This is a genomic window from Nostoc sp. DedQUE05, from assembly GCF_034530955.1.
In the GTDB taxonomy this organism is placed as follows: domain Bacteria; phylum Cyanobacteriota; class Cyanobacteriia; order Cyanobacteriales; family Nostocaceae; genus Nostoc.
This window is the reverse complement of the sequence record NZ_JAVRCB010000084.1, coordinates 1-13,905: the sequence shown is the minus strand read 5'-3', so window position 1 is coordinate 13,905 and position 13,905 is coordinate 1. Positions and strand designations below refer to the sequence as shown.

Sequence of the window (13,905 nt, the reverse complement as noted above, 5' to 3'; positions counted from 1 at the left end):
TGTTGACAAGATTCTATTTTTCTTAACTTGACACCAATGGCATCTTGCCCGCCCTGATTCATGAGCGTGCAGGATGTCCACCCCACAAAATTGAGTAATTTCTTTGTTGGAAGTGCCACTCAATTAAGGTGCAAGGGCATTACCCCGAATTAGACTACCAATGGTTTTAGCAGTAATCTTCAATTGGGTGATGGGATTAGCCGGGACAACCGTTTTATACAGATAGCTATCGAATGTTAGCCGTTGTACATCGAGGTCATCGCACATTTCCACAAACGCTTCGCGGGTAGCGTCAGAACGATAGAATACGGTTTGCAGAATGTCCAGCACCTTGTAAGTGAGTCCGTATCTTTTATCCCAACGCTTCAGGTAAACCTTCAGGTCGCCTTCTGTAGGAATACGGCTACCACTGTTAGAGGCTTCGACAATGGTTTCGGCACACATCCGCCCAGATTTAGCGGCAAAATAAATACCTTCACCAGAAGACTTGGTAACGTAACCAGCAGCATCTCCCACCAAAGCGATGCGACCGACAACACGACGGGGACGGGGATGTTCGGGAATGGGATGGGCTTCAACTTTGATGATTTTACCGCCAGCTAGCTTCTCGGATGCACGAGCGCGGATACCAGCTTGTAACTGTTTGATGCTGGCTTTATTGATCTGCATTGTGCCAGTACCGACAGCTACGTGGTCATATTTGGGGAAAACCCAAGCGTAGAAATCGGTAGAAACGTCATCACCGACATACATTTCGGCGAGATTGTTATAGTAGGCCATTTTGTCTTCGGGTAAGCGAATCCGCTCTTGGAAGGCGATCGCATAATTGTAATCCCCAGCGTCCATTTCTTTGGCAACGCGGGAATTAGCCCCATCTGCCCCAATGATTACATCCACCTTCAGAGTTTTGGCAATACCCTGTGATATACCATCTGTGTGGTCAACGTAATGAATCGTATAGGGATCGGTATTGTTTCCTGGTATATCAAGTTTATGAACAGTGGCATTAATTAAATTTGCGCCTAGTTTGGCCGCGCGATCGCGCAAAAAGCCATCTAACACTTCCCGGCGGCACATTCCTATATATTCATCTTCATTTATCAGATTGATATCAACCTCGCGATTGGAAGGCGAAATCATTTTCATCTTCCGTACCCGGCGATCGATAATCTCTGGTGGTAAGTCAAATTCACTCACCATACATAGGGGAATTGCACCCCCGCAAGGCTTCGCATTGTCTAGCTTCCGCTCAAACAGGTAGGTTTCAATCCCAGAGGCTGCCAGTGTTTCTGCGGCAGATGAACCAGCAGGGCCTGACCCAATAACAGCAACCCGTAGTGTCAAAGGTCTTTCTCCCAATCTTCACATTTACCGAGAGCATACTACCACGGTCTTTTGGGTGATTTGGCGCTTTACCTCTAGGTTTCTGCTTAAATGCAATATTCCTTAATGTTTCGATACGAATTGAACCTGGGGCATTGGGCACTTGTACTGAGCGGAGTCGAAGTATTGGGCATTAGGCATGGGGCACTTGTACTGAGCGGAGTCGAAGTATTGGGCATTGGGCACTTGTACTGAGCGGAGTCGAAGTATTGGGCATTGGGCATTGGGCATGGGGTATTGAGTATTTGCTATTGAGTATTGGGAAGAATGAAGAACAGGACTTACGTAAAATCATGAAAAACGAACTGCATAGATGCAGAGCGGCTTCCCGCAGGGTAGAACGCACAAAAATAAGAGTTTTAGAGAGCTTTTGCGTAAGTACTAAAGAATATTGGTTAGTGCCAATGCCCAATGCCCCAGTTATAAAATATGCAAATTTCCTTATTCGATTCTTTTACTAGACAACTTAGTACTGCCGCAATTAATGGATATCAAAAACATATTTCTCCGCACAAAGGTTTTGCTTGTGCCCACAGAATACTATATGGCGGCGAATCTTGCTCTCAATACATTAAGCGGGTAGTTGCCAAGGAAGGATTAAAAGCAGCTTTTGTTAATTCCCACGAACGATTTCAAGCTTGCAAGCAAGCCAATCAAATTTTGCGAATGCATAGCGAAAACTCAGAAGAATCTACAGAGGATGAAGCAGATATGCAGCAACGACAAGCATCTGGTAAAGTTGCTCAAAAATCCTCATTTATTAGTGGCGACAATACTAACTGTTTTGATTGTGCTGATTTGGGCTGTAATTGTGTCGAGATCGTTAGCATAACACCCGATTGTGGTTCCCTAGATTGTGGTGCTGCTGATTGTAGTTCCCTAGATTGCAGTGGTGCTGACTGTAGCTTCCTCGATTGCGGCAGTTGCGGTAGCTAAATCTTGTTCATCCATAAATAACAATGTATGGTATATGTAGGACACAGTAATCCTACCAAGGATCTGTAGATTTAGTTGCAGAGGTTATAAGTAGCAGTGGGTATAGTAGTTGAGAACGTCTCCAAACAATTCGGGAGTTTCAAGGCAGTTGATGAGGTTAGCCTAGAAATTAAGAGTGGTTCGCTAGTTGCATTACTTGGGCCATCGGGATCGGGTAAATCTACGCTACTACGGTTAATTTCAGGTTTAGAAATGCCAGATAGCGGCAAAATCCTGCTTACCGGTAAGGACGCTACATACCAAAGTGTGCAACAGCGAAATATTGGGTTTGTATTTCAGCACTACGCCCTATTCAAGCATCTGACTGTTAAGCAAAATATTGCCTTTGGCTTAGAAATTCGTAAGGCACAGCCAAAGAGGATTAAAGGACGGGTAGAACAGTTACTCGAATTGGTGCAATTGACTGGATTAGGCGATCGCTATCCATCACAACTTTCTGGCGGTCAAAGACAACGGGTAGCTTTAGCTAGGGCTTTGGCAGTAGAACCGGAAGTTTTATTGCTAGATGAACCTTTTGGCGCACTTGATGCTAAAGTTCGCAAAGACTTACGGGCATGGTTACGCCGCCTCCATGATGAGGTTCATGTTACCACAGTTTTCGTTACCCATGACCAAGAAGAAGCAATGGAAGTGTCCGATGAGGTTGTGGTGATGAATAAAGGACGTGTGGAACAGGTGGGGACACCATCTGAAATTTACGATAATCCTGCCACCGCATTTGTAATGAGCTTCATTGGCCCGGTGAATGTGTTACCCAGCACCTCGAAGATTTTTCAAAGCAGCGGGTTTGATGCGCCACACCCACAAGTCTTTTTGCGTCCGCAAGATGTGATTTTAGAAAAGACTGCTAACGGTACGACTACGGCTGCAACAGTAAGCCGATTGATACATTTGGGTTGGGAAATTCAGGTAGAATTAACTTTCGATGACGGGCAAGTAGTGATGGCGCATTTAACACGCGATCGCTTTAATGACTTAAAGTTAGAACCTCTACAGCGAGTGTATGTGAAGCCAAAGGATGCAAAGTCCTTTCCAGTGTCTTATTCAATTTGAATGAGGCAGGAGGCAGAAGGCAGGGGGCAGGAGGCAGGAGGCAGAAAGTAAGAAGGTGATATTAGCCATCCTACTAAATCATTCGTAAACAATGAAATCCCCGACTTCTTAAAGAAGTCGGGGATCTTGTTATTGCGATTTTTACCAATCAGATAGGATTGTTATTTATCTGAAATAATTAGCTGCCTTTGGTTACAGCATCTCCAGGGCCGGCGGTGACAATCACTAGATTTTCTGGCTTAATTAAATCTTCAATTGCCTGTTGCATATTAGCCATAGTGACTGCTTGAATCCGCTGGGGGAAGTCTCGGATTTCTGACCGTGAAAGCCCTAAAACAGCATTATCCAAAATGATGCTTGATACATCACTAGGATTAGCTAAATCCACGGGGTAGCTATTGGTAATTGAGCGTTTTGCCGTGTTTAATTCAGCTTCAGTTACTCCTTGCTCGCGTAACTGTTTTAGTAAAGCGAGAGTACTGGCGATCGCTTTTTGGGCATCAAGAGGAGCAGTCTGCATTTGAATCAAGAAGGGCCCCGGATTGATCCCGGCGGCAAAACCACTATATATACCGTAGGTTAGACCTTGGCGATCGCGCACTTCCGTACCCAAGCGGCTGGCTAAGGTATCACCACCCAAAATTTGATTTAGCACCAGTGCCGCATAATAACGCGGATCTTTCCGAGAGATGCCGTTGTAGCCGATGTAGGTGACAGCCTCAGCTTTACCGGGAATTACTTTATTTAGTTGTGTCAAAGTTTGCGGAAATGGTACGGTTGGTATTTTGAGAACAGGTGGCTTACCTGTGGCTTGCCATTTACCAAACACTTCATTTAGCAAAGCTTTTACCTTAACTGAATCAAAGTCTCCCACCAAAGCGATCGTCGTGGTATCCGGTCGGTAGTGTGTCTGGTAGAAACCAAGCAAATCATCACGAGTAATAGTCTTTAAACTCTCGGCTGTGGGAAAGCTGTGGAATGGATGATTTTCAGGGTAAATTGCCTGTTGGAATACTTGCCTTCCCAAACCTCTAGGGTCATCTAGCTGGACTTTCAGACTTGTCAATGCCCTTTGGCGACTCAGTTCTAACTGATCGGCGGGGAAAGTGGCGTTTTCTAACACATCTGCTAGAGTTTGAATTAATATTGGCAAATTTGCTGAAAGTCCCTCACCGCTGACGTTAACTCCTTCACGGCTAGCACCGAAGCTCAAACCGGCTCCCAGGTCTTCTAAGGTTTTTGCTAGAGTCAGAGCATTTTTAGTCTGCGTCCCATTCATTAAGTTGCTTGCAGTTAGATTCGCTAATCCAGCTTTTTGATTGCCATCAAATTCAGCACCAGCGTCAATTTGTCCGCTTAAGTTAATAGTGGGAAGATTGCGATCGCTCAACAGCAGAACCTTCAAACCATTCTTTAAGGTAAACTCTTCTGGTAGTGATTGTTTATTAGAATCTGTTTCTGATGTCGCAGGTGGCAAATATTTCGCCAGTTCTGCTGGATCTACAGGCTTACCAGGGCTGAAATTTTCTACCGTGCGACTAGAACCAGCGCTAGAAGTTCCTGGTTTACCATCTGGTTGAGTCGGCTCAAAGAAACCGATGGTTTGTTGAGCCGGATTAAGGTAAGTTTTCGCTGCTTTCTGGACTTGAGCAGGAGTCACTTTCGCGATCGCAGCCAGATACCTTTCAATAAAATGATAATCCCCTGCGATCGTTTGGTTATATCCCAGTTGATTAGCTTGACTCGTGATATCTTGATTACCCAAAATATATGAGGCTTGCAGTTGCGTCTTCGCCCGCTTCAACTCTTCTGAGGTAACAGGCTGCTGTTGCAATTTTACTAAAGATTCCTGGAGTACCTGGGCAATTTTCCCCAACTCTTGACCGGGAGCTGCCGTAGCATCAATTTCATACCAACCCGGTTCGATCAGTTCAGCAGCACCACCACTCACTGAACTAGCAAGTCCAGATTCCACCAAAGCCTGATAAAGTCGAGAACTACGTCCACCTGTAAGAATGGCATCCATCAAATCAATTGCCGGGACATCAGGATGTTTGATATCTGGCAAAGGATACACCACTTGCAATAGTGCTGTACTTCCAGGTTGCTTGAGGACAATCGGTGCTTTTTTCGCAACAGGGGTAGACGAGGAAGCGTCAGCGATAGAATTAGATGCTAAGAAACGATCGAGTGCTCTGGTTGCATTATCAACTGCCGTATTCTTTTTTGGTCGTTGCGATAACTTTCCAAAAGTTTCTTGGACAACTTTGAGTGCAGGTTTTGTGGCAAAATCTCCGGTAATCACCAACGTGGCATTTTCTGGGCTGTAGTAGGTTTGGTAATAATTCCGTACCTGCTCCAGCGTGAATTTCTCGACATCGGCTTTTGTGCCTCCCACTGATAAACCATAAGCTCGATTGGGGAAAGCAGCCCGCATCACTGCCCGACTCAGACGATAACCTGGTGAATTTTCGTATCCCTGTAACTCGGAGATCACCACCCGCTTTTCACTGGTGAGTTGTTCAGGCCCAATTAAGGAGTTTTCCATGCGATCGGCTTCTAGTGTCAGCAGTGCTTCTAATTTGTCTCGCTGCACTGTGCCAAAATAAGCTGTTTCGTCATAACTAGTAAAAGCATTGAACTGGCTACCCAAAGCACTAAACAACCGTCCAAACTGTACAGGACGGTCATTTGTGCCTTTGAACATCAAATGTTCTAGCTGGTGAGAAATACCATTCTCTCCCTTAACCTCGTTGCGCGAACCAACTTTATACCAAACTTGCACACTCACCACGGGAGCAGTATGAACTTCCTTGGTTAATACCGTTAAACCGTTGTCTAATACTGTTTTTTGCACTCCTTGGGTGAATGAGAGAGCAGAGACAGGTGTGACTGCTGTTGGCGTTGCAGCATTAGTGAAATTGCCAGACATTGGCACGATAGTTAAAATAAGGCTGAGGAAAAATCCTAGAAGCATGTACGATCGCCGTTTCATAAGCAATACAAAATTTCCAATTTTAAAATAAAACCCCAAAGGGTATTTCAAAATTTAAATCTAACTCAAGTTGCTAGTTATTGAGGGAATAAGACGAAAATGAAATCAAATCCCCTCAAAGGAGATGATATATAAACTTATTGCTGTACTACTTTTTTGCCCATAGCATATCTGGGTGTATTTTTTAAAACTACCCAAGGGTTATTAGGTGCGGCGATAAAACTTTTACAGAATATTAGAAATTATTGCAAATAGATTAACAAGCATTGCAATGTGTTTCTTTTTACACGATTGTAGTAATATCTACTTTTAAAATTGGTTTGATACCTGTTGTCATCCCATTCGGGTAAGTATCTCGGTCAAACTAGCAAAAACTTTTTTAGATATGCAAACAAGAAACTTGATTGGATCGTTCACATTAGGTATGCTGTTAACAGCAATACCTGTATTATCAGCTAATGCCTCAGAAGTAGTACCAAACTTATACCAGTTTCAAGGTAAGAATATCAGCATTAGTTACTCAACGACAAGCTTTACTGGCAAGCCCCTTTTTACCTATAAAGATAAGCAACAGACATTAAATTTTCAAGGTACCGATCAGATCCGTACTGTAGAAACAGAGATTGGTACACTCGTAACTGTAACTATCCGTAGGACAGTAGATACTGGCAATACCGTGTTTACTTTGATCTTACCCCGTGTAAACCTTGGAAAAAGCAACTCAGCCGCAGTAGAAACTAAGGGAATCACAACAACAAACCTGTTTTCTGTGATTCCTAAATTCAACCAAGGGCAAAGACAAACTTATACGACAATCCATTTGACTGGTACAGCTCAAGCTGTCGCGTTTTAAGTACACAAGAAGGATAAAAATATTAAACTTCTTGCTTGCATCGAGAAAAGCGGTAATACTGTTCGGTTAAGGCAAGACGCGATGAATCGCCGTCTCTACAATAATTATTCCTTCGTAGAGAGGGTGATTTATCGCATCTTTAACGAGCTAGAATTTTCATCAAAAAACCTTAACCAAACCGTATTGAGAGTGAAGGTAAATAATTGTTTGCCTTCACCATTATCGCTTAACTTTTTGTCAACGTTAATATCGCGTTATTTATGAAATAGATGATAATTTAAATTAAGTAAAGTTCATTTTTCTTCAATCTTTAATTAAAAATTATCAATACTTTTAAGAAATATTTTAAAAATAAGTAATTTAGGCGATCGCTCTTTTCCCTATTCTCTACAATTACCGTTTAATTTGTTTAGGATTTAATTCAATTTTTAAGGGTAAATCTTGTAATTGTTTGTGTTCGCAAACTTCTTCCCATCTCATAGTTAATATCTGTCTAGAGTGATTGATTGAATTTTAACTCATCTATGAATATTAAAACTCATCCCCTGATTGCAAATAAGGAGAGTGGAAGCAAACTTAGTCGTACTATTCTATGGGCAGAATACAATAAATGGTATCCATATCTGGTTACACTCATTGCTATGGAACGCGAAGCCTTAACAATCTGTTTTCCGCCTGACTTGCTTGCAAAAGCCAGGAAACTCAAGGAAGGTAGCGAATCATTTAATGATTTAATCGTTAAGGCTTTAGAACGGGAAATGCAACAGCGCCAGGGATGGGCTAGCGATCGCACCAAGGCTGAAAACCTCTTTGTTGGTGGCGGCGAGATCGGTGCATTGTTGCGATCGCACGATTGGTCGCAAACGCCACTAGGGGTCATCGAAACTTGGTCGGACAGCCTAAAAACGGCTGTGCAGATCCTGTTAACAGAACTAGATCGAGTCCAGCAGCTAGAATCCGATCTGCTGGAGCGCACATCAACAGATGCCTTGCCTCAAGCTGCCCAAGCCGATGCGTTTCGAGTCAAGCTCACCAATGCGCTACGCCTGCTGACTGACGCTAATGAGATTCAGGCGATCGCTGCCTTTGTTCTGGGCGAGTTTCTAGGCGCAAACCGCGTTATTTACATTGAAGTGTTACCGAGCGGCAAAGAGGTTATCGTTCATAAAAACTACACGAACGGCGTTGCCGAACTGAGCGGGCTGTACCATCTGGAAGACTTTGGGCGCAACCTGACAGACGATCATCGAACAGGGCGAACGGCGATCGTTCCTGATGTGGCAAACTACCCTAAATACTCAGCCAGCGATCGGGCAAGGTATCGATCAATCGATATTGCCGCGCATATTGATGTGCCGCTAATTAAGAAAGATCGATTTGTCGCTCTGCTGGCGGTGCATCAGGCAAACCCTCGCCAGTGGACGGAAGACGAGGTGAAACGAGTCGAGGAAACAGCAGAGCAGACGTGGGCAGCCGTCGAGCGTGCCCGTGCTGAAGCAGCATTACGCGACAGCCGCACCGAACTCGAACGGCAACTGCGGAAGTTCGACGCGCTTGTTGCGGCAATTCCCGATTTTATTTACACCTTTGATTTGGCGGGAAGGTTCACCTATGTCAGCCCAGCGTTGCTCAATCTTTGGCAGAAAACTTCGGATGAAGCTTTGGGAAAGAACTTTTTTGAGCTAGATTATCCAACCGATTTAGCAACTCGACTTCAGCAACAGATTCAACAGGCGATCGCCACGCGTCAGCTGCTCAAGGATGAAACGCCCTACACTAGCGCAATCGGCACACGCACCTATGAATATATTTTCGTGCCACTTTTGGACATAAATGGCGCAGTAGAAGCAGTGGCAGGCGTGACGCGAGATATCACTGAGCGCAAACAGGTAGAGCAAGCCTTGCGCCAAAGCGAGGAGCAGACTCGGAATATTCTGGAGAGTATCGCTGAAGCCTTCTTTGCACTGGATGAGAATTGGCAGTTTACCTATATAAATCCATCTGCCGAAATACTACTCGATCGCACTCCAGGCGATTTAGTTGGCAAGAATTTGTGGGAAGAGTATCCAGGACTGATTGGCAATGAGTTGGCACAGGTCTACTTGAGCACCATGCGCGATGCCTACGGCGGGCGGAACCATCGTCTGGCTGGGTCAATTACCGCGTTTTACCCAGATCATAATCGCTGGTACGAAGTTCGCACCTACCCCGCCCCAAACGGCATCACCGTTTATTTCAGGAATGTTACCGAGCAAATTCAAGCCGAACGGCAAGTGGAGTTTTTGACCGAGTTAAGCCGAAGACTCGGCACGGTGACGGATGCAGTGGAAATCAACCGCATCGTCACGCGCGAAGTCGGAACGTTTTTGAACGGGCATCGCTGCTATTATCTCGATGTCACGCCAGACGGCAGACAGGTAACGGTTCTACCCGATTGGCGGCTCGACGGATCAGACCTTGCCGGAACTTACGACCTTACCCTTTTCGGTGCGAAGGAATGGTGGGAAACAGCGGCAAGTCAACCGTTCGGGATTGACGACGTGAACACACATCCGTGGACAAAGGATTTCGCCGACAATTACACGCTCATCAATCTGCAATCCTACGTCATTGCACCGTTTGTCCGTGAAGGGCGTTGGGTGGCTTCGATCGGAGTCAGTTCCGACAAGCCGCGCCATTGGACGGCGGATGAGATGTTGTTGCTGGAAAACGTTGCAGCGCGTGTCGCTCCGCTGATCGAACGCGCCCGCGCTGAAGCAGCCTTGCGCGACAGTGAGGAGCTAAAGCAACGCATTCTGGAAAGCAGCAAGGATTGCATTAAAGTTTTGACACTCGATAGCGAAATTATCTATATCAGCACAGGCGGGTTATGTTTATTGGAAGTCGATGATCCGACGCTCGTTCTAAACACCTGCTGGCAAGATATTTGGCAAGGTGAAGATTATGAAAATGCCAAAACAGCGATCGCAGCCGCCAAAGCAGGCAATACAGGCCATTTTCAAGGCTATCTTCCCACTTACAAGGGCACACCGAAGTGGTGGGATAGCATCATCACGCCCGTGCGGAACACTGCTGGGCAAGTGACCCAACTTGTGGCAATTTCACGTGATATCACCAAGCAAAAGCAAGCTGAAACTGAACGGGAACGATTGCTGGCGCAAGAACAAGCCGCAAGAGAGGCAGCCGATCGCGCCAACCGAATCAAAGATGAATTTTTGGCGGTGCTGTCCCATGAATTGCGATCGCCTCTCAACCCGATCTTGGGCTGGACGCAATTACTACAAAACGGCAAACTGAGCGAAGCTCGTAGAGCTGAAGCCTTGAAAATTATTGAGCGCAATGCCAATCTACAGACGCAACTAATCGAAGATTTGCTCGACATCTCCCGTATCATGCAGGGCAAACTCAACTTAACAGCGGCTCCGGTCAGTTTGACTTTTGTGATTTCTGCCGCCGTGGAAACGGTGCGTTTGGCAGCAGAAGCAAAAAATATTGCGATCGCTCTCGATCTTGACTCTGAGATCGCTTTGATTTCTGGCGATGTAGCCCGCTTACAACAAGTGATGTGGAATTTGCTTACCAATGCGGTTAAGTTTACACCCAACAGCGGACAAGTGACCATTAAACTGCGGCAACTCGACGGGCTAGCTCAGATTCGGGTAATCGATACTGGCAAGGGCATCAATCCCCAGTTTTTGCCTCATGTATTTGAGTATTTTCGCCAAGAAGACGGCTCAACCACACGCAAATTTGGCGGGTTGGGATTGGGGCTAGCGATCGTGCGGCAAATTGTCGAAATGCACGGGGGCACGGTGACAGCAGAAAGTCCGGGTGAGAATCAAGGCGCAACTTTCATCATCCAATTGCCCCTCATGCAGCAGGCAAGAGCAAAGCTCAACGCATCCGAGCCAATCCACACCCAGACAGAAGCAGAAGTGCCTTTAGACGGCGTTCAAATTTTGCTGGTGGATGATGAGCCAGATACCCGTGAATTTCAGGCATTTGTGCTGTCACAAAGCGGGGCAAATGTGACAGCCGTCGCTTCTGGCTTAGAAGCTTTGCAAGCTTTAGAGCAGTTCAGTTTTGACGTGCTAGTGAGTGACATCGGTATGCCTGAGATGGACGGCTATATGCTGATGCAGCAGATTCGATCTCGTCCACCGAATCAGGGAGGAAATATTCGGGCGATCGCACTAACCGCTTATGCCGCAGAAATTGACCGACAAAGAGCGCTTCAGGTAGGATTTCAAACTCACATTACAAAACCTGTAGAGCCAGAGAAGTTAGTCAGGGCAGTAGTTAGTTTAGTCTCGTAGGGTAGGCAATGCCCACCCGACAAAGTTACTAAAATTTCACATCTAAAGCACGTACCAAAAAAGCCCATTTATCGGCGGCTTCTTCGATAATTTTAGCCGTGGGTTTACCCGCACCATGTCCTGCTTTTGTCTCAATTCTAATTAGCGTTGGCGCATCACCTGCGTGAGCCTCTTGCAAAGCCGCAGCAAATTTGAAACTATGAGCAGGGACAACGCGATCGTCATGATCGGCTGTGGTAATTAAGGTTGCTGGGTAAGCTGTGTTTGGTTTGATGTTATGTAATGGCGAATAAGCATACAGCGCCGGAAACTCTTCTGGATTATCCGCAGAACCATATTCGGAAGTCCAAGCCCAACCGATGGTAAATTTGTGGAACCGCAACATATCCATGACGCCGACTGCTGGTAACGCTGCACCAAACAAATCGGGACGTTGCGTTATACAAGCACCCACTAATAAACCGCCGTTACTACCACCTGCGATCGCTAGCTTTTCAGTTTTAGTATACTTATTAGCAATCAGCCATTCAGCAGCACCAATAAAGTCATCAAAGACATTCTGCTTTTTATCCTTCATTCCTGCTTGATGCCATTCTTCACCGTATTCTCCACCACCACGGATATTAGCCATAGCATAGACACCACCCATCTCCATCCACACCAACAAACTCACAGAAAAACCAGGTGTCATTGAGGCATTAAAACCACCATAAGCATAGAGATAAGTAGGGTTATTTCCATCTAATTTAATACCCTTTTTGTGCGTAATAAACATTGGTACTCTAGTACCATCTTTGCTGTGATAAAAGACTTGTTTTGTCTCGTACTCATCAGGATTAAAATCTACCTGTGGTTGACGGAAAACCTCACTTTTTCCTGTCACCATGTCGTAGCGATAAATAGTGCCTGGTATGGTAAAGCTGGTAAAACTATAAAAAGTTTCAGTATCATAACGCTTACCCCCAAAGCCTCCGGCTGAACCGAGTCCTGGTAGTTCTACCTCTCGAATAAACGCACCTTTGAGGTCATAAATTTGGATTTGACTGTGAGCATCTTTGAGGTAATCTGCAACGAGCTGATTATTAAGTATACCGACACTTTCCAAAGTTTCTGCTGATTGGGGAATAATTTCTTGCCAATTTTCTGGTACAGGGTTTTTGGTATCAATTGCAATCACTCTTCCCCGTGGTGCGTTTAAATCTGTGCGAAAATAAAAGACGCTATCATCATTGTCGATAAAGCTATAATCTGCCTCAAATTGGTTAATGAGTTCTACAACTTCCGCATTAGCGTTAGTTAAATCTTTGAAGAAAACTAAATTTTTAGAGTCAGTCCCTAGCCAAATTGAAATTATTAGATAGTGTCCATCTTCAGTAACGCCACCACTAAAACCCCATTCTTTTTGGTCAGGACGATGATAAATTAAAACGTCTTCTGATTGAGATTTACCTAGTTGATGATAGTAGAGCTTTTGATAATAGTTGACATCTTCTAATCGAGTTTTTTCATTTGGTTCATCGTAGCGACTGTAGAAAAAACCTTGATTATCGTGTGTCCAAGATGCGCCAGAAAATTTAATCCACTTCAGGTGGTCTTGGAGGTCTTCACCAGTTTCAACATTGCGTACTTTCCACTCTTGCCAATCAGAACCGGAGGAAGATAGACCATAAGCTAAAAGTTTACTATCCTCGCTAATCGACAATCCCGAAAGAGCAACAGTGCCATCTTCTGAGAGTTTATTGGGATCGAGTAAAACTTGGGGTTGGTCATCGAGAGTTTTCAAGGTGTAAAGGACACTTTGATTTTGCAATCCGTCATTTTTGAAATAAAAGTAGCGATCGCCTTCTTTAAAAGGAATACCGTATTTTTCATAATCCCAAAGTTTGGTGAGGCGCTGTTTAATTTTTTCTCTAGCAGGAATTTCACTCAAGTAGCCAAACGTAACTTGATTTTGTGCCTCAATCCAAGTTCTTGTTTCTTCGGAGTCAGGATCTTCTAACCAACGGTAAGGATCTGCAACTGAAGTACCGTGGTAATTATCAGCTTGATTGCTCTTATGGCTGGTTGGATAAGTGAGAGATTTTTCAGAAGAAGGCATAGTCTTAGGTCAAAGTGCTTCTTTCTATACTACAAAGATAGACTCAAGACTTGGGCAATAGTACTCGGTTTTTGGATTTTGAACTCAGAATTGGGTTTGGGGAAAAGGTTAAAGGGGAAAGGTTAAACGGCAAGTATTGAGACTTGGGGTATACACTAGGACTTACGCATTGACAGAATCATGATTATGTGTATTAAAGTCCAACTTCTGT

Annotated in this window: 7 protein-coding genes; 4 read left to right on the top strand and 3 right to left on the bottom strand. The window is 44.8% G+C overall.

The features are described from left to right. Window positions 1–123: 123 nt before the first annotated feature. Window positions 124–1,344: a geranylgeranyl reductase gene (gene chlP, locus RMZ42_RS34195; RefSeq protein WP_322675610.1), complete on the bottom strand. Its 1,221-nt coding sequence runs from the start codon at window positions 1,342–1,344 to the stop codon at window positions 124–126. 468 nt (window positions 1,345–1,812) lie between these two features. On the opposite strand from chlP, the gene yidD reads away from it, so the two are divergent. Together yidD and RMZ42_RS34185 are read left to right on the top strand one after the other, a co-directional pair. Beyond that, window positions 1,813–2,319: a membrane protein insertion efficiency factor YidD gene (gene yidD, locus RMZ42_RS34190; protein ID WP_322675609.1), complete on the top strand. Its 507-nt coding sequence runs from the start codon at window positions 1,813–1,815 to the stop codon at window positions 2,317–2,319. 96 nt (window positions 2,320–2,415) lie between these two features. Continuing rightward, window positions 2,416–3,432 (top strand): sulfate/molybdate ABC transporter ATP-binding protein, encoded by a 1,017-nt coding sequence (locus RMZ42_RS34185; RefSeq protein WP_322675608.1) that lies wholly within the window; start codon window positions 2,416–2,418, stop codon window positions 3,430–3,432. A gap of 178 nt (window positions 3,433–3,610) precedes the next feature. Here RMZ42_RS34185 and RMZ42_RS34180 read toward each other — a convergent pair whose 3' ends face one another. Beyond that, the gene (locus RMZ42_RS34180) at window positions 3,611–6,409 is read right to left on the bottom strand and encodes a M16 family metallopeptidase (protein WP_416211853.1); all 2,799 of its coding nucleotides are present in this window, start codon (window positions 6,407–6,409) and stop codon (window positions 3,611–3,613) included. A 403-nt stretch (window positions 6,410–6,812) separates the two neighbouring features. Between RMZ42_RS34180 and RMZ42_RS34175 the strand changes: the two genes are divergently transcribed. Beyond that, window positions 6,813–7,280 carry a hypothetical protein gene (locus RMZ42_RS34175; protein WP_322675606.1) on the top strand — a complete coding sequence of 156 codons (468 nt, stop codon included), beginning with the start codon at window positions 6,813–6,815 and terminating at the stop codon, window positions 7,278–7,280. A gap of 524 nt (window positions 7,281–7,804) precedes the next feature. After that, complete coding sequence (locus tag RMZ42_RS34170) at window positions 7,805–11,596, top strand: YlcI/YnfO family protein (protein ID WP_322675605.1); 3,792 nt, start codon at window positions 7,805–7,807, stop codon at window positions 11,594–11,596. A gap of 28 nt (window positions 11,597–11,624) precedes the next feature. Here the strand turns inward: RMZ42_RS34170 and RMZ42_RS34165 are convergent, their stop codons facing one another. Next, on the bottom strand, window positions 11,625–13,694 hold the full coding sequence (locus RMZ42_RS34165) for a prolyl oligopeptidase family serine peptidase (protein WP_322675604.1): 2,070 nt from the start codon (window positions 13,692–13,694) through the stop codon (window positions 11,625–11,627). Window positions 13,695–13,905: the final 211 nt, after the last annotated feature.